This is a genomic window from Natronosalvus halobius (assembly GCF_024138145.1).
Classification (GTDB): domain Archaea; phylum Halobacteriota; class Halobacteria; order Halobacteriales; family Natrialbaceae; genus Natronosalvus; species Natronosalvus halobius.
This window is the reverse complement of sequence record NZ_CP099997.1, coordinates 271,968-292,153: the sequence shown is the minus strand read 5'-3', so window position 1 is coordinate 292,153 and position 20,186 is coordinate 271,968. Positions and strand designations below refer to the sequence as shown.

General features: G+C 61.1%; 24 protein-coding genes and 1 tRNA gene. 13 read left to right on the top strand and 12 right to left on the bottom strand.

Annotation, left to right across the window (positions count from 1 at the left end; genetic code table 11):
- Nucleotides 1–48: 48 nt before the first annotated feature.
- The 12 genes from NGM15_RS01495 (at nucleotide 49) to NGM15_RS01440 (ending at nucleotide 9,748) form a co-directional block, all read left to right on the top strand.
- Nucleotides 49–1,596: an LVIVD repeat-containing protein gene (locus NGM15_RS01495; protein ID WP_253434347.1), complete on the top strand. Its 1,548-nt coding sequence runs from the start codon at nucleotides 49–51 to the stop codon at nucleotides 1,594–1,596.
- Nucleotides 1,597–1,634: 38 nt separating this feature from the next.
- The gene (locus tag NGM15_RS01490) at nucleotides 1,635–1,997 is read left to right on the top strand and encodes a NifU family protein (protein ID WP_253434344.1); all 363 of its coding nucleotides are present in this window, start codon (nucleotides 1,635–1,637) and stop codon (nucleotides 1,995–1,997) included.
- Nucleotides 1,998–2,148: 151 nt separating this feature from the next.
- The gene (locus NGM15_RS01485) at nucleotides 2,149–2,778 is read left to right on the top strand and encodes an amino acid-binding protein (protein ID WP_253434341.1); all 630 of its coding nucleotides are present in this window, start codon (nucleotides 2,149–2,151) and stop codon (nucleotides 2,776–2,778) included.
- On the top strand, nucleotides 2,778–3,719 hold the full coding sequence (locus NGM15_RS01480; RefSeq protein ID WP_253434338.1) for a homoserine dehydrogenase: 942 nt from the start codon (nucleotides 2,778–2,780) through the stop codon (nucleotides 3,717–3,719). Before NGM15_RS01485 ends, NGM15_RS01480 begins: the two co-directional genes overlap by 1 nt.
- Before the next feature lie 249 nt (nucleotides 3,720–3,968).
- Complete coding sequence (gene tuf, locus NGM15_RS01475) at nucleotides 3,969–5,234, top strand: translation elongation factor EF-1 subunit alpha (RefSeq protein ID WP_253434335.1); 1,266 nt, start codon at nucleotides 3,969–3,971, stop codon at nucleotides 5,232–5,234.
- Entirely contained in the window at nucleotides 5,235–5,543 is a 309-nt protein-coding gene (gene rpsJ, locus NGM15_RS01470) for a 30S ribosomal protein S10 (protein WP_253434333.1), read from the top strand.
- A 191-nt stretch (nucleotides 5,544–5,734) separates the two neighbouring features.
- Nucleotides 5,735–6,364, top strand: a complete 630-nt coding sequence (locus tag NGM15_RS01465) for a rhomboid family intramembrane serine protease (protein ID WP_253434330.1) — start codon at nucleotides 5,735–5,737, stop codon at nucleotides 6,362–6,364.
- A gap of 139 nt (nucleotides 6,365–6,503) precedes the next feature.
- Nucleotides 6,504–6,575: transfer RNA gene (locus tag NGM15_RS01460), tRNA-Ala, on the top strand.
- Between the two features lie 183 nt (nucleotides 6,576–6,758).
- Nucleotides 6,759–6,980: a DUF7563 family protein gene (locus tag NGM15_RS01455; RefSeq protein ID WP_253434328.1), complete on the top strand. Its 222-nt coding sequence runs from the start codon at nucleotides 6,759–6,761 to the stop codon at nucleotides 6,978–6,980.
- A complete protein-coding gene (locus NGM15_RS01450; RefSeq protein WP_253434325.1) occupies nucleotides 6,977–7,342 on the top strand; it encodes a hypothetical protein in 366 nt (121 codons plus the stop codon). Before NGM15_RS01455 ends, NGM15_RS01450 begins: the two co-directional genes overlap by 4 nt.
- Nucleotides 7,332–7,532, top strand: coding sequence for a sigma-70 region 4 domain-containing protein (locus NGM15_RS01445; protein ID WP_253434322.1), 201 nt, complete (start codon nucleotides 7,332–7,334; stop codon nucleotides 7,530–7,532). Before NGM15_RS01450 ends, NGM15_RS01445 begins: the two co-directional genes overlap by 11 nt.
- A gap of 548 nt (nucleotides 7,533–8,080) precedes the next feature.
- On the top strand, nucleotides 8,081–9,748 hold the full coding sequence (locus NGM15_RS01440) for a winged helix-turn-helix domain-containing protein (RefSeq protein ID WP_253434320.1): 1,668 nt from the start codon (nucleotides 8,081–8,083) through the stop codon (nucleotides 9,746–9,748).
- A gap of 577 nt (nucleotides 9,749–10,325) precedes the next feature.
- Here the strand turns inward: NGM15_RS01440 and NGM15_RS01435 are convergent.
- The 9 genes from NGM15_RS01435 to NGM15_RS01400 all read right to left on the bottom strand — a co-directional run bounded on the left by NGM15_RS01435 (nucleotide 10,326) and on the right by NGM15_RS01400 (nucleotide 18,241).
- Nucleotides 10,326–11,126, bottom strand: a complete 801-nt coding sequence (locus NGM15_RS01435) for a S1 family peptidase (RefSeq protein ID WP_253434317.1) — start codon at nucleotides 11,124–11,126, stop codon at nucleotides 10,326–10,328.
- Between the two features lie 71 nt (nucleotides 11,127–11,197).
- Complete coding sequence (locus tag NGM15_RS01430) at nucleotides 11,198–11,581, bottom strand: PD-(D/E)XK family putative nuclease (RefSeq protein WP_253434315.1); 384 nt, start codon at nucleotides 11,579–11,581, stop codon at nucleotides 11,198–11,200.
- A gap of 157 nt (nucleotides 11,582–11,738) precedes the next feature.
- A complete protein-coding gene (locus NGM15_RS01425) occupies nucleotides 11,739–12,920 on the bottom strand; it encodes a hypothetical protein (protein WP_253434312.1) in 1,182 nt (393 codons plus the stop codon).
- Nucleotides 12,913–13,707, bottom strand: a complete 795-nt coding sequence (locus NGM15_RS01420) for a hypothetical protein (protein WP_253434310.1) — start codon at nucleotides 13,705–13,707, stop codon at nucleotides 12,913–12,915. The genes NGM15_RS01425 and NGM15_RS01420 overlap by 8 nt, the downstream gene beginning before the upstream one ends.
- On the bottom strand, nucleotides 13,704–14,255 hold the full coding sequence (locus NGM15_RS01415; RefSeq protein WP_253434307.1) for a DUF8063 family protein: 552 nt from the start codon (nucleotides 14,253–14,255) through the stop codon (nucleotides 13,704–13,706). Before NGM15_RS01415 ends, NGM15_RS01420 begins: the two co-directional genes overlap by 4 nt.
- A 2-nt stretch (nucleotides 14,256–14,257) precedes the next feature.
- Nucleotides 14,258–17,131, bottom strand: coding sequence for an Env/VP5 family phage fusion protein (locus tag NGM15_RS01410; RefSeq protein WP_253434304.1), 2,874 nt, complete (start codon nucleotides 17,129–17,131; stop codon nucleotides 14,258–14,260).
- Nucleotides 17,131–17,664 (bottom strand): hypothetical protein, encoded by a 534-nt coding sequence (locus NGM15_RS01405; protein WP_253434301.1) that lies wholly within the window; start codon nucleotides 17,662–17,664, stop codon nucleotides 17,131–17,133. The genes NGM15_RS01410 and NGM15_RS01405 overlap by 1 nt, the downstream gene beginning before the upstream one ends.
- Nucleotides 17,665–17,790: a hypothetical protein gene (locus NGM15_RS18665; protein WP_256498891.1), complete on the bottom strand. Its 126-nt coding sequence runs from the start codon at nucleotides 17,788–17,790 to the stop codon at nucleotides 17,665–17,667.
- A 16-nt stretch (nucleotides 17,791–17,806) separates the two neighbouring features.
- Nucleotides 17,807–18,241: a DUF8023 family protein gene (locus NGM15_RS01400; protein WP_253434298.1), complete on the bottom strand. Its 435-nt coding sequence runs from the start codon at nucleotides 18,239–18,241 to the stop codon at nucleotides 17,807–17,809.
- Nucleotides 18,242–18,362: 121 nt separating this feature from the next.
- Here NGM15_RS01400 and NGM15_RS01395 point away from each other — a divergent pair, with 121 nt between their 5' ends.
- A complete protein-coding gene (locus NGM15_RS01395; protein WP_253434295.1) occupies nucleotides 18,363–18,548 on the top strand; it encodes a DUF8053 family protein in 186 nt (61 codons plus the stop codon).
- A 124-nt stretch (nucleotides 18,549–18,672) separates the two neighbouring features.
- Here the strand turns inward: NGM15_RS01395 and NGM15_RS01390 are convergent, their stop codons facing one another.
- The 3 genes from NGM15_RS01390 to NGM15_RS01380 form a co-directional block, all read right to left on the bottom strand.
- Nucleotides 18,673–19,053, bottom strand: a complete 381-nt coding sequence (locus tag NGM15_RS01390) for a hypothetical protein (protein ID WP_253434292.1) — start codon at nucleotides 19,051–19,053, stop codon at nucleotides 18,673–18,675.
- 202 nt (nucleotides 19,054–19,255) lie between these two features.
- Nucleotides 19,256–19,843, bottom strand: a complete 588-nt coding sequence (locus tag NGM15_RS01385; RefSeq protein ID WP_253434289.1) for a tyrosine-type recombinase/integrase — start codon at nucleotides 19,841–19,843, stop codon at nucleotides 19,256–19,258.
- A gap of 93 nt (nucleotides 19,844–19,936) precedes the next feature.
- Complete coding sequence (locus tag NGM15_RS01380) at nucleotides 19,937–20,125, bottom strand: hypothetical protein (RefSeq protein ID WP_253434286.1); 189 nt, start codon at nucleotides 20,123–20,125, stop codon at nucleotides 19,937–19,939.
- Nucleotides 20,126–20,186 lie beyond the last annotated feature (61 nt).

The following is a 20,186-nucleotide window of genomic DNA, read 5'->3' as shown; positions in this document are numbered from 1 at the left end:
CTGGCGGCGTCGAACAACGTTTTTATACTCGAGGTTCGTGGTGAGATTATGCAACGACGCGCCCTCCTCCGAACGGTCGCTGGCTCCTGTGGCGTCGGCGTCGGCCTGAGTCTCGGCGTCTCGAGCGGATCCACCGTCGCCGCCTCGGCGGCACAGGAATCCTACGAACCCCTGGGATCGGTCCCCGTCCACGGGGCGTGTGAGGTCGTCGTCGGCGACGACCAGGAGACGGCCTACCTCGCGACGGTCGACGGCTTCGCCACCGTCGACGTGAGCGATCCGACCGATCCGCAGGTGCTGGCCGACAGGCGAGGCCTCCTCGAGGACGTCGAGAACGAGGACCGCTCGTTTACCGAAATCCTCGACGTCGAGGTCAGTGGCGACCGCCTGATCGTTCCCGGGCCGGCAAATTACCTTGGATCCGGCGTATTCTACGGCTTTCTCCAGTACGACGTGAGCGATCCCGCGAATCCGACGATGATTGGCGATCCCGTCGAGACGGGATATCACCTCCACAACTGCTTTCACGACGGTGATCGTCTCTACCTCCCTCGCAACGAAGTTGGCGAAAATCGACGGCCGAACGCGGTCGAAATCTACGACCTGAGCGGTGACGACCCCGAACGGCTCGGTGAGTGGTCGTTACTCGACCACGAGCCGCGGTGGGACGACGTCGTCAACCCCTTCCTCTGGTACCTTCACGACGTAACCGTCCGCGACGGAATCGCCGTTCTTCCCTTCTGGAACGCCGGTACCTACCTCGTCGACGTGAGCGATCCGAGCGACCCGACGTACGTCTCGCACGTGTCGGATACGTCCCTCGAGGACCAGCTCGAGATCACCGACGCCGAGATGATGGACTACTACACCGGGCTGCCCGGAAACGACCACTACGGCGCGCTCGACGAAACCGGGTCGATTCTCGCAGTGGGTCGGGAGGCCTGGGTGACGGACGCACCCGAGGCCGACCGACACGGTGGCATCGACCTCTACAACGTCAGCGACATCGAGAATCCCGTCCACGCGGCGACGATCGACGCGCCGGAGACGCCGAACGGCGCCTACGAGGCCGGCCAGTGGACCACCTCACACAACTTCGAGCTTCGCGACGGACTCCTCTACTCCTCGTGGTACCGGGGCGGCGTGAAGCTCCACGACATCTCGGTGCTCGAGGACCCCGAGGAAATCGCCGCCTGGCGAGACCCGTCTGTTGCCGCCTTCTGGACGGCGCGGGTGCTCGAACCGACGGAGACGTTCGTCGCCAGCAGTACGTCGATCCTTACCAACGCCGACACCGAGGGCGCACTGTACGTCTTCGCGAGTGAACCCGGCGAACAGACCGATCCGCCGTCCTTCGAGGACGACACGGGGGATCCCGGTGAAGATGCCGACGGAAACGAAAGCGACACGGGCATCGACGAAAACGAAAGCGACGCCGGTGACGACGAGAACGACAACGACGCCGGTGACGACGAGACGGCCGACGCAGACGCCGGGGACGAGGAGTCCGATTCGATCCCCGGGTTCACCGCCGCGGGCGCGGCCGGCGTCGTCGGCGGGACGCTCGCACTCGAGGCCTGGCGTCGTCACCGATAAACCAAACCCTTTCAGCGGTCGGCTTCCTAAAACGCCCAATGACCGACGCCGACGACGAGCCACTGAAAGCGCGCGTCGAGCAGTGGCTCACCCGCGAGATGCCGATCATCAAGATGCACGGCGGGACGAGCGCCGTCCGCGAAGCCGATCCGGAGACCGGCGAAGTGATCATCGAACTCGGCGGTGGCTGTACCGGCTGTGAGGTCGCCAACATCACGACCAGCAACATCGAGGCCGAGTTGTTGACCTGGCCCGAAATCTCCGACATCACCGTCCGGGTTCCCGACCCACGCGAGAGTCTCGGCGGACCCGACCAGGCCGAGTCGATCATGGGCATCGACCGAACCGAAGGTGGACGCGGCGACTGGGGATCCTCGAATCCGGGGAAGGACCACTTCTAAGTCCTGAGCCCTGAGCTCCGACCCCTGAACCGCTGACCGTGGCACCTGCTGACACCGCCGGTCAGTTTTGGCGACGCCTATACGCTTTTTTATGCCCGTTACGCAGATGGAGCCATGACGACGCGTGGACGACCGTCGGGAGGGATCGTCGATGAGTGACGAGTACGCTTCCGGGTCGTCGACAACAGGGACCGCGGCCGACTCTGAGGTCGAGGCTGACGACGCCACCGCGGCCGACAGGGAAGGCAACTCCCCGGAAACCGACGGCGGCCAGCAGGCCTACACCGTCCGCCTCGAACTGGTCGACGAACCAGGCGAACTCCTCCGGGCGCTCGCGCCGATCAGCGAACACGGCGGCAACCTCCTGAGCATCCACCACGAGCGCGGAAACATCACGCCGCGGGGCCACATCCCCGTCGAGGTCGACCTCGAGTGCGTCCCAGCCCGGTTCGACGACGTCGTCGACGGGTTGCGCGAGGCCGGTATCAACGTCATCCAGGCCGGGCCCGAGCGCTACGGCGAGGAACTGACCGTGGTACTCGTCGGCCACCTCGTCGAGACCGACCTCTCGGATTCACTCTCGCGAATCGAAGGCGAAGCCCACGCCGGCGTCCTCGACCTCTCGCTGAACGCTCCCGACGGGACCGACGCAATCTCGAGTGCACGACTTCGCCTCGCCGTGGACACGGGGCGACGCGAGACCGTCCTGGATGCCCTCCGTTCGCTCGCCGACGAGAAGGGACTCAGCCTGATCGAGCCGCTGTCGGGAGGTGAGATCTGATGCGCCTCGCGATTCTCGGCGCCGGTGCCGTCGGCGGTTCGGTCGCGGAGCTCGCCGGCGAGTACGGCCACGAGGTCGTCGCCCTGGCGAACTCGAGTCAGGCCGCCGTCGCCGACGACGAGGAACTCGACGTCGAGTCGGCGCTCGAACGAGCGGCGAGTGACGAATCCCTCGGCTCGAGTGATCCAGACCGGGTCTTCGAAACCGACTACGACGTCCTGGTCGAGGCGACCCCGACGACCCTCGGCGACGCCGAACCCGGCTTCTCCCACGTCGAACGCGCGCTGTCCGACGACAAACACGTCGTCCTCGCGAACAAGGGCCCGGTCGCCGAGCGCTACGAAGACGTTCGCGCGCTCGAGCGAGAGAGCGCGGGGTCCGTCCGGTTCGAGGCCGCCGTCGGCGGCGCAATTCCGGTGCTCTCGACCATCGAAGACTGCACGCCCCAGGCAGTCACCGCCGTTCGCGGCGTCCTCAACGGGACGGCGAACTTCATCCTGACGCGGATGGCCGCCGAGGGCCTCGAGTACGAGCACGTTCTCGCGGAGGCTCAGGACCTCGGCGTCGCGGAGGCCGACCCGGCGTTCGACGTCGACGGCACCGACGCCGCGCTCAAGTGCGTCATCCTGGCGAACGTCCTCGCCGACGGCGGTTTCTCCCTCCAGGACGCCGACGTGACCGGCATCCAGGACGTCCCACCGAGCGCGCTCGAACTCGCGACCGAGGACGGCCGGACGATTCGCCTGGTCGGGGAGGCGACCCGCGAGGGGGTGCGCGTCGGCCCGCGACTCGTCCCCGAAAACGGCGCGATGGCCGTCTCCGGCACGCGAAACATCGTCCAGATTCAGACGCGCCACGCGGGCGACCTCTACTCGAGCGGCCGCGGCGCGGGCGGCCCGGAGACGGCGACGGCGGTGCTCTCGGACGTGGGGAGGCTCTGAGAGAAGGCGGGGTGACTCCGAGGGGGCGAGAACACCTCAGAGTACGTGTGCCGCCGCCCCGTGGTTTGTCACACTGCCGCTCGGGTCGAGTGAGCGACCGTTCGATCAGCAACGAACACCGTCAGGGCGTGTGCACCACTCACAAACCGCAAGCAAGCGACGGGGTAGCACGAATACGCTTTCGAAATGGTTTTAACCGCATCGGCCAAAAGAGACCGATATAAGCGCCTTTGCGCGTGAGCTACAACAATGAGCGACAAACCGCACCAGAACCTGGCCATTATCGGCCACGTCGACCACGGAAAGAGTACGCTGGTCGGACGCCTCCTGTTCGAGACGGGAAGCGTACCCGAGCACGTCATCGAGCAGCACCGACAGGAAGCCGAAGAGAAGGGCAAAGGCGGCTTCGAGTTCGCCTACGTCATGGACAACCTCGCCGAGGAGCGAGAGCGTGGTGTCACCATCGACATCGCCCACCAGGAGTTCGACACGGACAAGTACTACTTCACCATCGTCGACTGTCCTGGTCACCGTGACTTCGTCAAGAACATGATCACGGGCGCCTCCCAGGCGGACAACGCCGTCCTCGTCGTCGCCGCCGACGACGGTGTCGCGCCCCAGACCCAGGAGCACGTCTTCCTGGCCCGCACGCTCGGTATCAACGAGCTCATCATCGGCATCAACAAGATGGACGTCGTCGACTACTCCGAAGACTCCTACAAGGAAGTCGTCGACGAGGTCAACAAGCTCCTCAACCAGGTCCAGTTCCAGGTTTCGGACGACTCGTTCATCCCGATTTCGGCCTTCGAGGGCGACAACATCGCCGAGGCCTCCGACAACACCCCCTGGTACGACGGCCGTACCCTCCTCGAGTCCCTCAACGACCTGCCCGAGACCGAGGAGCCGTCGGACGCACCGCTGCGTCTCCCCATCCAGGACGTCTACACCATCTCCGGTATCGGGACCGTCCCCGTCGGACGCCTCGAGACCGGGACGATGAACGTCGGCGACAACGTCTCCTTCCAGCCCAGCGACGTGAGCGGCGAAGTGAAGACGATCGAGATGCACCACGAGGAAGTCCCCTCGGCCGGCCCCGGTGACAACGTGGGATTCAACGTCCGCGGCATCGGCAAGGACGACATCCGCCGCGGTGACGTCTGCGGCCCCGCCGACGACCCGCCGAGCGTCGCCGAGACCTTCCAGGCCCAGATCATCGTCATGCAGCACCCCAGCGTGATCACCGCGGGTTACACCCCGGTCTTCCACGCTCACACCAGCCAGGTTGCCTGTACGATCGAGTCCATCGACAAGAAGATGGACCCCTCGAGCGGCGAGGTCTCCGAGGAGAACCCCGACTTCATCCAGTCGGGCGACGCCGCGGTCGTCACGATCCGACCGCAAAAGCCTCTCAGCATCGAGCCGGCAAGCGAGATCCCCGAACTCGGGAGCTTCGCCATCCGCGACATGGGTCAGACCATCGCCGCCGGCAAGGTCCTGAGCGTCAGCGAGAAATAAATGCAGCAAGCACGCGTTCGACTCGCGGGCACCAACCCGAACGACCTGGACAACATCTGTGCGGACGTCCGCGAGATTGCGAACAACACCGGCGTCAACCTCAGCGGGCCGATCCCGCTGCCAACGAAGACGCTCGAGGTGCCAACGCGAAAGTCGCCTGACGGCGAAGGCACCGCGACGTGGGAGCACTGGGAGATGCGCGTCCACAAGCGCCTGATCGATCTGGACGCCGACGAACGCGCACTCCGACAGCTCATGCGCATTCAGGTTCCAAACGACGTCTCGATCGAGATCGTCCTCGAGGACTGAGGCGAGTCTCGAGTCTCGAGTCTCGAATATCAAGTCTGGAGTCTCGAGATTCGTTTCTATTCGTTTTTCGACGCTCGAGCGACTGCATTGGGAGCACGCGACTCGAGTTCGATACGAACCCGAGCCGTCCACGAATCCGACGACGCACATTCGCGGTACATACTTTTGTGTCCGATCGACGAACACCCGATATGGCGTCTGACTCCGCGAGCCCGATCCTCGAGACGCTCGGCTTGTTCGTGATCGTGTTCGTCCTGCAGGGGATCGCAGCGATGTTCAGCCTCGGCGTGATGGCCGCCTTCTTCGTCCTCGCGCCGCCACTCGAGTCCAACCCATGGACGATTGTCACGAGCGTCTACGCCCACGGTGGCGTGGGTCATCTCGTCTCGAACAGCATCGGGCTGATCGTCTTCGGCTGGCCGATCGCTCGTGCGACGACCCGGCTTCGCTTTCACACGTTCTTCGTGGTGACCGGTGCGATCGCCGGCGTCTCGCAGATCCTCGTGACGGGAGCGGTCGCCTCGTTCGTCGGTGGCTCGACGGCAGGCGTCCTCGGGGCCAGCGGCGCCGTCTTCGCGCTGATGGGGTACCTGATCGCCGGCAACCGCGTCTCCGACAGCGTGGCAGCCCGCGTCGAGGTTCCGCTCTGGGCGACGCTGCTGGCGTTCGTCGTCCTCTCGGCTGTCATCACGGTCGCAACCGGCGCGCCGGGCGTCGCGCTCGTCGCCCACTTCACCGGCTTTCTGGTGGGGCTCGTGGCTGGTCGTCTGGGCGTTCTCGAGGTCTCGCGCGCCGTTCGAAGCGGACGGGCGACGGCGTGACAGTGTGACGTGTGGCAGCGTGCGGCGCGGCGGCGTGAAGACGTAACAGACCCGGTACTCGAACTCGAGCGCGCCACTCGATGACGAACCTACCCCGAAACACAAGCTACAAGTACGAACCACGGATAGAACTCCTCGAGGGCTCGTAGATCAGTGGCAGATCGCTTCCTTCGCAAGGAAGAGGCCCCGGGTTCAAATCCCGGCGAGTCCATCACACTGTTGTCACGTTTCGAATTGTCCAGATAGTCGCATCGATAGCGGCTGACTCGAAATTTTGCACTAAGCCGATATCCGAAATTTTCGCAGTTCTGAGGCGAGTGATTGCGACCGCGGGTTTCGCCTCCGCACCTGCTGTCGATTTTCCCGAAGGAAAATCGGGGTGGTCGACGTGGCGGTGAGTGACTGGGGGCTCGAGAGCAGTTCGACCTGTGACTACTGTGGCGCCCACGTTAGCGACCAGTTCCGGCGCGTCTACGGTGACTCGTCGGACCGCGCCCACCGCTGCGGCGAGTGCGATTCGTTCCGACGCCTGAGCCGGGGAACCGGCGCCGGCGTCGACGTCGCGATTCCCGACCCCGAGATCGCGCCTGGTCATCACGGAGGTGAGACTGCGTGAGCACCCGGAAGGGCCTCAAGCGCTTCGGCGTCGTCTCGCCGACGGTCGTCCGCGAACCCGCTCGAGATGCACAGAAGATTCCAATTTGCGCCGAGTGCGGCCACCCGGTCGCGAATTCGAAAGGGTCGCAGTCCATCGATAGACCAACGCTCGTCGACGACGACCTGGCGGGCGTCGACCGACTGATCACATTCGGGTGGTCGTGCGAGCGCCACGCTTACGACGTCGTGATGCCAGCCCACGCCCACGGCCCATCGGCACCGGGCATGATCGACGGCTGGGTCGGCCTCGAGGTCGAGTTCGTCGACGGTCACGTTCGCCACGTTCCGACGCCGGAGCGGGAGGTGACCGATGTCGAGTGAGCAAGCCCGCCTGGTCGACTTCGGCTCGGATCTCTCGCCGTTAACGGAGGCCGAACGCGAGGCCTACGTCGCCTGTCGCGAAAACGGGGTCGGCGTTCGCGAGTTCGCTCGACGAACCGACCGGCGTCCGGGTACGATCGGGAACCTGCTCGCTCGAGCAGAGGATCGCCTCGAGGAGGGATTGGCGTGAGCGAAACCGATCACTGCTCGAGCAGCATTGGCCGTAGCCCCTGGTCAAAATGCGGTTACTTAGTAACGAGTTCCAGCTCGGACGATCCACACGAACATCCGGACTGCCTCCCGATCGGTCGAATCGTCTCATCGGGGCAGATTTCCGCACGGTATACGAGTCCACACTGGGCACATTGTGCAACCACCCTCTCGGTATCAACTGGTTCAGTCACTACGGCTTATCGGAGGAATTGGTCTACAAATAAGGCTCTGACAAACTCATCAAAATGGGCCCTCCTTACGGAATTTGATCGGTCGGAGGGCAAGCGATGAAACCCGATCGCGACGCGCTTCGGTGCGTCGTCCCTGACTGTGGGCGGGAAGCGGCCGCCGCTACGCCGGATGGGCCGATGTGTTCCGAGCACGCAGCTGAACTTGCGGAGGGTCTTCGATGAGTCGCCTCGTCGAGAACAGCGAGTGCGAGCGCTGTGAAGAATCCGTCACCGGCCTCCGTCGCCTTTGTCCCGAATGTACTCGAGAGGTCCGCCGCGCTCGAGGTGGACCGCTGTGAGCGTCGATAATCCGGTCGAACCGGAGGATTTCAGCAACGTCACCGGCACCAGCCGGGAGACGTTTCCCGAGCCTCGAGCACACGGTGCCGGAGTAATGAACCATTTCGCCGACTTCGATCCGCGAAATCGACGAAAGCCAGCTGGCGAACGCGGAACGCTCTACGCTCGTGCATTGAGCTACTGGCGCGAGCACGTCGAGAACCCGGAGAACGAACCCTATGTCGCCGTCGACGACTTCGATGCCGACTGGTTGCCCGAGGGAGACTATGCGCTCGTACTCACGTCGTCTCGATGGAAGGCCGGGAAAGGACTCGGTGACGACTACCGATCGTTCTACGACCAGCATTTGAAGCTCCGGCGCTGGGGACCTGAAGACGACAACGGCGAACGACCGCTCCAGAAACCACCGCTCGCGTTGCACGTCGAGATCAACCCGCAGTACCAGGACATGGTCTACAAGTCGGGTGATCCGCTCGAGTGTCCCCACGGCGAGGGAACGCGAGTCGTCGGGTGGACGACGTGGGCCGAAGGTCCCGAGGAGATTGAGCACCGGATGTACGACGCGCTACGGGCCGTCTACGGCGACGACTGTATTGACCTCGAGCAACGAGTTTTCGAGTCGCGACGGATCTCGAAAGCCGAAGCACACATTCGGTTCAACCTCGAGAAGAAGGGCGCCGTGATCGAGACGATCGACCAGTCGAAACACTTGATCGACTGGGGTGGTGAGTCCGAGATCGATGCTCGCCAGCGCCGACTGAAAGAGGGTTGGCTCGAGGCGATCGTCGAAAGCGACCGCTGGAATCTACTCGGATTCGATCCGCAGCGCTACAGTACCGAGCTGAAGGTCTACCAGATCGGCGACTGGCACAAGCGCCCGCGAAGTGATGCGTTCGCCCACCCGAAGCTCGAGGCGTCCTTTTCCGGTGTCGACCGCGGGGAACTCCCGCACGTCCTGGACTGGGACGACGTCCTCCACCACCTCCGGACCGTCGTCGCGACGCACGCGCAATGGGCCGGCGTTCGCCGGTCAGACCTGGTGTCCGACGACTTCTTCGATGGGCCGATGGCCGCACCGTTCACCTTCGAGCGACCCACAGGGCGCCGTCAGATGCTCCGTCGGCGGTACGAGGACCTGGCGACGGAGATCTACCGGGAAGCACTCAAGGAGTCCACTACGTCAGTTTACGACATCCTCCGGGTGATTGCCGAGGAGACGGGTGCCAGTTACGACTGCCTCCAGGAGCGAACCGGGCTCGCGAGATCGACGGTCCGGTACCACGTCGCCCGACTCGCCGAGGCCGGTGTCGTGAAGCGACTCGGTAATCCCGTCCTGGTGGTATTCGTGAGCCAGGCCGTCCTCGAGCGCGCTCGCGAGATCGTTCGCGAGATCCGTCCGGACGACATGGCCGAGGACATGAACGAACGGCGTGACGAGCGCCGTGAGCGCCGCGAGGAACTACAGGAGGAAATGGACGACCAATCGAACGAACGCGACGACGAAGCCAGCGAGAGCGCCACCAGCGACGACCAGATCGGCTTCGAGTACTTGGCGAAGCTGAGCGCGTCGTTCGCGGAGATCGCCCAGGAGTACGACCGCGACCGCCTCGACGATCGTGACATCCGGGTCCGGGCCGACGAGCTGCCGCCGCCATTACGGTAACTCTCGGTCCGAGTTCGCCCGGTCGCTAGCTACAGCATTCGGTTTTGCGCGTTGTTTTCGAGCGTTTCAGCGCTGGTTCTCACGTTCTCGCTTTTCGAAGAGTCTCGCTGGCCGCATTTTCACTTTCGCCTACCTGTAATCGAGCGTGAGTGCCGAAAATTGGCGACATTTCGCCTCTCGATCCCACGTGGAAACCGGCGAGTAGCGCGTCCCTGGTAGGCGAGATCGGGCGATACAGGCGTCGGCCCGCCCACCGTGGTTGTCAGGTCCCCCTACGGTAAGTGCCCCTAAGGGGGCAGGGTAATCTTGCGGCGCGCAGAACGCGCGCCGCGCTCGAGGTTTGGTCGACGGGCTGGAAACGCATGGCTCATACCCCAGTACCCCCCGTTGACGATGGTGTGACCTCGCTAACCAGGGTTGTCGAGTGTGTTTAGGGTGGGCCGATCCGGCCACTAAGATTACCTTCTCTGCGGACAATTCTCAATCAGCGCGGGGGGAGTCTGTCGTTGCCACGTCGGACTTACAGCTGACCAGCCAACCACATCATTGTTAGTTCCCCGCGCTACTCCTATCGGAACTATTCGTCATGGTGTTGGATAGTCTCTTCAATTAGTTCTGCATACCAAGCAGTGTTCAAATCCAGCCAGTGGTTTTCATTATTTACGTCAATTTGTCTGAGGGTTGCCGAATGAACACCTAACAATTTGTATGCTGGCCCCCATAGATCAATTCCATTATAATTTATGAGTGTAACAGGTCCTGCTAGGACTGGACTACCACTAGTTCCAGGATGCATCCGAGCATCAGTTAGGAAGATTGGGTTCCCGTTATAGGGCATCCCATATTGGGTAGAGATAATTGCGTTTCGGGTCACCGGAAAGTCACTATTTTGATCAATATATTGGCCAGGATATCCAATTACTTGAGATCGATCGCCAGCGAGGACACGTTCTTTCTGGGACAAGATTGATTCATTATTAAAGGCAAGACTCCCCGTTTCAGACGGTCTTTCGTTGGAAATTCCGATGCGAGGATTTATTGAGTCAAGTTTGAAGTCAAGAGGTATCACGACAACATCGATAGCCGACCCATGAGGATGAGAGTACCAATTACTCCCATCTCCTTTAGATAGGTCAATATCATGGAATTGGCGTTCTCCAAGGTTCTTCAATTCCCGAGTAAAGATTCGCATCGAATCAGGACTATCTTTTTCGCCCCAATTGAGTACATGTCTGTTAGTTACTAAGTAGGTTTGTTCGCCTGAATTATAAAAGAAACCAGTTGCATGCCCCTCTTCGTGAGGAAACCGAATTCGCGTTACAGTTGTATAAAGAGGATGAGTACTATTTTGCAACCAGTCTGGACTATTCGCTGACATAGGCTGAACCAATATGGTTAGTGACACATAGTTTTTAGGCTCCCAACCGTATCCAAACACATCTATTGCTCTTAAAACATATCTGAAATCGCTATTTTGGCCTGCTGAGTATTGCGATGATCTCCACCGCCATGCCACCGAAGTAACGGAAGACTCGAGGCCTTGCACACCCTGTCTTTGACGATCGTCAGTCCTGATCGCCCGTGTGGCCGGTACACCACGAAACAGTACCACCCGTTCGCTCGACGGAGTCGATCGTGATACGCCCTGTAGACCTTGAAGTTCCCTGGCTGCCCATCGCTGTGCTCGAGCATCGTGCTCTTGATCTCGACGGGCGATCCGTTCTGGAACTTCGCATCGTGCCAGCTCGAGCGCTCGAGGTCGAACCGTCGCTTCCGGGCCATGCGCTTCTCGCAGATCGTCCCGAAGTGGTTCGCTCGCTTCGAGCGGTTCACGCCGACCACGCGCTACGCGCGCCGATATATATCAACTCCTCCGGTCGTCTCGACGACCGCCCATCGGTCGCTTCGCTCCCCGCTGGAGCGAGCGATGGGCTTGGGCCTCGAGTAAAGGGGACTGCGTATCCGTATCCAGCCATCCATCGGACCGCGGTCATGCGATAACCTCGTTCACTTTGGAAATCGCGTCGACGTGCTCGCCGTCGTCTCGGTACTCGCGCCAGCGCGAACCCACCCAACCGTGGCTGTAGGGAACGAATTTGGCGGTTTCACGGTTCGTCATTCCCTCTTCCTTACAGCGGATTACCGTCCACAGCGCGGTGAGTCGAGCGGCCTCGTCGGCGTTCATCTCGTCGGTTTCGTCGCCGAAGCGCGACCAGCTCCAGTCGCTCGCCTCTTTGGTGTTGTAGCGGAAGTCCGTCGGTGGGATGCCTTCGATCTCGCCCTGGACGTCAGCGAGTTTCGCGTTGCTTATCGAATCGGCGATGATCGCTTTCTTCTGACTGACCTTCTTGACGATCGTGCCGACGCGCCACAGCATCGGGTGGATCGATCGTTCGCCGTGAGCGATGTAGATCAGCGCACCGCCATACTTGCGGATCTTGTAGACCAACGGCGCCATCTTCATCCGGGTTTCGTAGCCCTGTTTGCCCTGGCCGCTTGCCGAACTCGAGAACTCGTCACCGATGAACAGTTTGGAACGCTGGCTGTGCTCGAGCGGGTCGCCGTCCTGCTCGACCCACTCCATGAGGGTGCCGTAGTCAGGAATCCAGCCGTCCTGGACGTCGCCGTCGTCGTCGACCCAACGGTTCTTCTCCTCGAGGGACTGGATGTTGGTTCCGAGCAGCGAATCGGATCGGTTGAGGTCGCGCCAGCGCTGCGCGAGCAGACACGCGAAGTCGGTCTTTCCGGCGCCCATTTCGCCCAGGACAACGACGACCGGCGCCGGACCGTCGATCAGGTTGTCGACTTTGCCGATGGCTTTCATTCCTGAGACGTCCGCTCGCTGTGAGGTGTCGCCGACCATGTGCTTGATCGTCGGTATATCGCCGTTCTCGAGCGCCTGGCGGAAGGTTTCAGTCCCTTCGACCATGCGGATGTCGCGGTGCTTTCGGAGGTCTTTGCACTGGCCGGGCATCTTGTCGGGCCTATCGGCCTCGAGAGGATCGTAGTGAACCGACCGGATCGACAGCGCTCTCGAGACGTGCTCGTCGCGCACGATACCGCCGTGGTCGTGAATTTCGCGGTTTTCCCGGTCGCTGTAGCCTTCCTGGTGCTCGCGCGCCTGTGCGGTCGTGTAGAGCGCCTGCTGGTCGGCGCCGTTGTTCTCACTCATGATCTCGTCCTCTGTCGGTGGCGGCCTCCGCGGGTTCGAACGTGATCCCCTGCGGGTTCTCCGCCGGATCGTAGTCGATCGCGTAGTCGTCGACGTCGCGGATCTCGTCGCTGTCCCACTTGTCGGCCTCCTTACGAGCAGACTCGAAGCGCTCTTTCACGCTGGTCTGCTGGCCCATTAGCCCACGCTCGTCGGCCTCCGCCTGGAAGTTGATCGAGTCACGTTCGATCTCGACGCCCATCTTGCTGATACGGCCGCGGAGTTTGTTGAGCGCGATCGAATCCTCGATAAGGTCGCCGTGGATGTCCTCCAGCATCGCCTTCAGCGTCACGAGCTTCGAGTCGGCCATATTCGACTGGTAACAGCCGGTGACGATGAGGTCCTCTGTGTCCTCGAGCCACTCGAACTCGCGAACCTCGAAAGCCTCGTTGTCGTTGCATTGGTACGGCGACGGTCCTTCGACGGTCTTGTTCGCCCACACCTCGGGTTCGACGTAGTACTTCTCGCGGACGTCCTCGACGCCGTTGATGTGGTGCACGGGAATCATGTGGCGGTTTCGGAGCTTCCGCGCACCCGTGACGAATACCGCAAGTAGCGGCGGCCCCAGGAGTAACAGCGCGGCAAACCAGCCGAAGACGATCGGCGGGATACCGGGGACACTCGGTCGAATCCAAATGAGCGCGGCGCCGAGCGAGACCATGATCCCGAGAACGATTAGCTGGCTCTCGGCCAGCAAGTAGGTCACTCGGTCGGACCAGCTCGAGAACGTTCCGCTGGTTTCAGTCATGCCTGCACCACCCCGCTTTCCTCGGAGCGGACGACGTACGCCGCGCCAATACCTGCGAGCGCCGTCGTCATGATGACGCCCGAAAACAGGCCGCTCTCACCTCCGAAGTGACGGAACGGGTTCTGTTCCACCATTCCCGTCGAGACGATCGCGCCGCTCCCCTGCGCGAGTGATTGCCTGGTGGCAATGGCGACCGCGGCGCCCTGGCGGTCAGCTACGGCGAACGTCACCGTGTTCGTTCCCTCCTCGAGGCGCACCTCGTCGTAGTTGAACGACGTCGTTCCCTCCTCGAAGGTGCCGGCTTCGGTCATAGAGATACGTCGCCGTTCGTCGGCCTCGATCGTCAGGGTGAACCGACCGCTCGAATAGGACCAATCGACGATTCGCGTTTCGGCGTCGATCGCCCGCTCGTAGTCTTCACCGGCCTCGATGCCGTCCTCGGTGGCAGTCTCGTTCGTGGCGTTTTCTTGCGCGAGCGCGCCCATATTGCCCATGCCCATCGCGAGCGATACCACTACCACAATCGTGAAAATGAAAATCCGTTTCATGATTATCTCGTCCAGGGGAGGAGGTCGGTCACGATCCCGACGACCGCCAGGACCACCGCCGCGATGAGCCCGAACCCGAGCAGGGTTCCGCTGCCGCCGTCGAAGCTTCCGAACAGCCCGCCGAACAGCGGCTCGTCGTCTTCGGTGCTCGAGCTCGTCTCCTCGTTCTCGCTCTCGAGTTGAGCGATCAACTCCTCGAGTTCAGCCATCGCCTCAGCGAACTCAGCAGACGTTACCGCGTCGTAGTCCTGGTCAGTGTAATCCGGTTCAGTCGTTTGTACGTCAGCATCGCCGTCGTTTCCGACCGTGGCATCGACTTCGTAGTGCTCGATAATCGCCAGCACGTCACGCGTGTAGCGAATATCATCGACACTATCGAACTCGTCCATCTCCTCGACGATTGTGTCGATCGAGTCCGGCGTCCCTTCAAGCGCCTCAATGTCCGAAATCGTGCCATCGTCGACGTGTGTGATATCGGCGCCTTCGGCGTCCCACATCTCGACAACCTCGAGCACGCCGTCCCAAAGGTCGACCTGTCCTTGCCCTTGCTCGATCACCTCGCCGTCCTCGTCACGGGTCGACTCGTCGAACATGATCGCTCGAGCGGCCACACCGTCGAGTGATTCATTGGGGAGGCGGAGCCAGTACGGAGACAGGCCGCCCACAGTGGCGAGCTCGTCGCCATCGAACGACACACGTACAGTTCCGCTCGCCCCTAATACGAGGTGGTCAGCCGACTGCGCAACGTTCAGCGAAACGATCGAATCCGAGGCCGTGTACGTCCACATCTCCGTACCAGTATCTGCCTCGAGAGCAGTCAGCGTTGTTCCGTTCGCCAGATACAACACCCCGTCGTGTCCGATGGCATGATTCGGCGAATGCGAACCGGTCCATAGGACCTCCCAGGTGTCGGTATCGTAGGCTTTGTACGTCCCGTCCCAACCCGAGGCGACGACCGAACCAGTTTCCGCAGCAGCATGGAGATTATCGTAGAAATCCCCCGACTCAGCGACGTACTCGGTCCCGGTGTAGAGGTCGTAGATACACAGCCCGTCCGTCGATGACGTTCCGAGATGGGCCAAGTAATTCTCCGTAACCGAGAGTTGCCGACCTTGGTCTGCCAGCGTACTCGACCACAGGACATCCCCAGTTTCTACGTCGAACGTTTTTGCCGGTGCCGGGTCGCTGCCCGAAGGGCTATCGACGACAACGAACACGTCCTGGTTCTTGCTCAGGCCAGCCCAACGGTTGTAACCGTTGTGAGTGTACGAGCCCGTCCAGGCGACTGACCCATCTGTCGTGTTCATCGCCTCAACGTCACCGCCAGATTCACCGATTGCGATATTGTGCTCGGGAGAGCCGAACACCCGGCCAGAAGGAGAATGGTAGCGTACAGGGTCGCCCATCTGGTCGATAACTGCCAGGCCCCCGTCGCTCCTCGAGAAGCGTTCAGACCCCACAGCGTACCGATTCCCGCTTTTGAAATCGACATCCTCCGTACCGAACAACATACCATTGTACGTTTCGCCGTCGACGTACTCGTCAGGGTAAGCGTGACGATCGTCGAGGTTCGGGTCGGGGTCGATCCAGGTGTCCGTTGCGCCGGTCCAGTTTACCCTCATGCCACGCACGAGTCGGAGATCAGGCCGCTCGAACCCGAATTGTTGCATCCACGATATTTGGAAGCGTTCATCAGTAGGATCGTCAGTTCCCGATAGGAACCGAGCCATCCCTTCAGGCGATCGAACCTGCTCGGGCGTGATATTCCCTGCGTCGAGTTCAGCATAAATATCCTCGACGAACGACTGGTCATACCAAGCCACTACGTCGTCCGAGAGCGTTCGAACCTCCTCGAGAATCTCGAAGAACTCCCGCCCATCGAACGCGAGCAGCGAGTCCGTCGAATTGAGGTCGCCACCGTCGTCGCTCACGTTTTGCGTAGTGAGTCGGAGGTCCGTCAGCACCTCCGTACCGTCCTCGAGCACGAACGTTGTCGCGCCCGTGTGACCGTCGCCACGAACGGAGAGTTGGTGATCCGAGTCCCAGGCGTCGAGTTCGTCCGGGCCGAGTGCCTTCGAGCCGATCAGCGTCTCATCGGATGCGTCGAGGAAGTCGAAAACAGGCGTGATGAAACGCCCGTCGTCGCCATCGAGGTTATCGACATTGTCGAGAGCGTTTTCATCGACGACCGTTCCCTCGTGCAGCACAGGTTTCGTCTGCTCTCGAGCATCCGAGATGCGAACGATGACGTTCGAGCCGTCCGACACGCGCTCGCCGATCGTCTGAATGTTGTACGCCGGGTCCGTGTTCTGACCAGCGCCAGCGATATAGGACAGTTGCAGCAGCGCCTTGTTAGAGACGTGCAGATGGTTGAACTCAGGAACGCAGTAGTACTGGCGAATGCGCGAGAGCGCAGTGTCGTAACCTTTGCTCGAGCCGTTTCCGAGTTCCCATTCAGACGCCATCCCGTGACGCGCCTCGAGCGAGGCGATAGGGCGAGTGTCGTTCAGGTAGTTACCGAAGTTTACCGAGTGGTTGTTCATCCAGGCCGCCTCGTTGGTTACGAGTTGGTGCAGCTGCACGCGGTCGGACGTTGGGTCTTCGTTCATCGCGTTGCGATACCAGGTGCCTCCGACGAGGCCGACGAAGACAGGCATCGCGAAGACCGCCATCGTCCAGTGGGTCTTGTCGATGACACCGCCGATAGCCTCCTTGAGGCCATCGACGAGGCCATTGTCAGCAGCGACCGTTCCGCTCGAGGCCGTCCCCGCGATCGCAGCCGCGCCGATCGCCTGGAGCGTCCGGCGCCGGGTGAGCGTGATCCCGTGATGGTACGTCGGAGGATCTCCTGGCGATGGGCTTTGGGCTGACGACATTAGTCACCTCCTCGAGCGCGTGCCGCCACGCCAGCGAAAGCCAGCGCGAGGACAGCAACCCCGACGCCGAAGCCGGGTTGGGCGTCACCGTAGGCGATCACACCGCCGATCAGCCCGCCCTCGATTTCGACGGTCTCGACCTTTTCGGCGTCACCTTCGACCACCAGGCGCGTCGTCTCGTTGTACTCGAGGTTCGCGTGATCCTCGAAGTAGACATCCTGGACGATGCGCTCGGTCTCTTTGCCTTCGATGGTGACCGTGTGCAGCACCGTGGCGTTCGTTCCCGAGTCGTTGAACTCGGTTTCGTTGTAGAACGTCGCCTCAACGCTTGCGACGTCCGTCGACGAATCGTTGAAGTCATCGGAGAACTCGACGGCGATCGTCACCGGATCGGAGTTGTTGTCGACCTCGACGGTTTCGTTCAGGAGCTCGCTCGTGTCCGCGGCGCCGAGGCCGACCAGGAGGCCAGCGCCGAGCGCGAGCACGACGACCACTACCGAGAGGAATCGGCCAGCCGTGGGAGTGGGCCGCACTCAGACCACCCCCGCAGCCATCACCCCGGTAAGCGCGATCGAGAGCGCCGAGGCCGTGATGATGTAGCCGGTGATCGTCGAATCGTACCACTCCGCTTTCGTACCGTTGAATTTCGTGAGTTGCATGAATTGAGCCTCGAGGTTACTTGTAGGCGATCAGGTAGAACGCGGCGGCGTTCAGCAGGACGATGAACCAGCCGAGATACCACATTGAGTCGACGGCGTACGAAACGGCGGGTACGAGCGCCGACAGAATGTTGAGGATGAACGCCAACAGGAGCGTCACCGTCTCGATGTCGGTGTAGTCCTCGAGCGTCGTCTGGCCGTTCGTGATCCAGGCGGTCACGAGCGTCAGCATCGAGATGATGAACGCATAGGTGATCTCGGTGCCGTGGGCGGCGTAGAGCGCCGCGTCCATCCCGATGTTGAACGGCGCGTTCAACGCGATCGAGACCACGCCGACCATCGAGACCGACGCGAGTACAAACAGCGGCGCGAGCACACTGTCAATCAGGTCGATTCCGTCCTCCCGGCGAACCGCGCCGGGAACCATGTTCTGCGGTAGGCTAAGTGCCATACCTCCGTAGCGGCGCCCCAACGGGTCGAAAAGCTCCGTATTTCATAGGCGACGCCTCGGGTATTCATCGGCAAAACAGACTGTCAGCAACCTTTATACCAAGGCGGGTTGCCCGCCGGGTATGGCATTGAACAAATTACGCCAGCTCGACCAGAACTCCGCGGGTATCACGCTCCCGAAAGACGACCTCCGCCTCGAGGGCCTACTCGACGACGACGGGAAACTCGAGGGCGAACACCACGCCCACATTCGCCACGTCGACGAAGGGGAATGGACGATCGAACTCGTCGAAGGAATCGGCCAATAAGAAAATTACGGCTCTGCTGAAACCCTTTGAACGTGATAGAAATAGCGTGCTGAATACAGAGCGCGAATGTTGCACGGACTGAGGAGGGATCAACGCGGAAGGTCAAACGCTCAATACAGATGGTTTATGCATCACTATCACTTTCGAACCACACCCACCTCACAAAGTAAACGGAAACGACCGAAATATGTGGAAAAGTTCCGATTATCATTGCTATTAATAGCAAAGGCGGGTAGAAGAATAACCCGGGTGGTAGACCATCATCATATTTATTGAGTATATCGAAGGCGATGGCTGGGATAGCGAAAATTGTTGCCGGAAATAAAAACAGTACACTGAACGTTTCTAGCGCCCATACTGGAGTAGCTGTGAAATAAGCCAGAAACGTGATCAAAGCAGCACTGCCACCAGATAGTGCCGGTAGATACCACCACTTGTCAGTCTTAGCAGCAAAGGTCTCGAGAGAGTGGAGGTCCGTTCCTGATGAGTCAATCTGGGAAACCATATTTTGAGGTGACGGCCATCTAATTTAAATTAATTGATTTATCCATGGGATTGGTGCTATGTCCGCAGCCGTATGTAGCGGTTGGTTTCGACCTGAACGCCCGAAATAAATAGCGGCATCGTGCTGTACCCATCCTCTGTATTCAGCACAACTCTCGGAACGTATCATCAATTAAGGGTTTCAACAGAGCCGAAATTCCGAACTACAGCCATTTCACTTTCCCGCGTTCTCGCTGTTGCGCTTCCGGTGAGTACGTCCCGCGATAGTGCTCGAGGAACGTCTCGAGGTCGTTCCATCCACCCCAGTCGATCACAAGGAGCGGATCGACGTCGGCAGCCGCGAGCGCGGTCGCCCACGTCCGTCGGAGGTCGTGCATCCCGAGATATAACCAGCCGTCGTCGCCGGTCACCTGGTGGAGCTCGCGAGCGGTACCACTGAGCCAGCGCCGAAGCGAGCGTGTCGTCGAAATCTCGAGCAACGGTTTGTCGCTCGAGGCGTCGCGAACGTCGGCCACGGTTCGAATAGTCGTCGCCAGGTCGCGGGGAACGGGCGTTTCGCGGAACTTGTCGCCTTTCCCGTGCCAGACACGGAGGACTGTTCCGGCGTCAGTGTCGACGACGTCCTCGGGCGAGACGTCCAGAATTTCGTGCGAGCGGAGCCCACAACGCGCGCCCAAAGAATAGGCGAGTCGCTGCTGGGTGTTGATGGCGGCCTCGAGGAGCTGTGCAACTTCGGCCTGGCTGAGCCAGACTTTCATGTCGTCGCGGTTGCGATGTTGCTGAAGATTCATGTCCGGGTTGCGAGTAAGCCGGACGGCAACCCGGTAGATAGTGAGTGTTTTGGTGCGATGGGCGCCCCGATCGGGACGATTCACGTCCGAGATCTACTCCTTATCGGACGGCCATTCGAGTTGCATTGCAGCATCTGTTGGTTCGAGACCATGTGTGGAAGCGAACTTCTCGGCCAGTAGCCACGCTTTTTCTGCCAATATCGGATCAGCGTCCCGAAATTCTACTTCAAAACGGGTTAGCGCCACGATTAACAAACAGTCTTCTTGTGGTGTCGTTTGCATCTACTTTCCCTGGATGTGTTATCCCATAAAAAGGGTCGTCCGAAGATTAGTTGTTATCCGA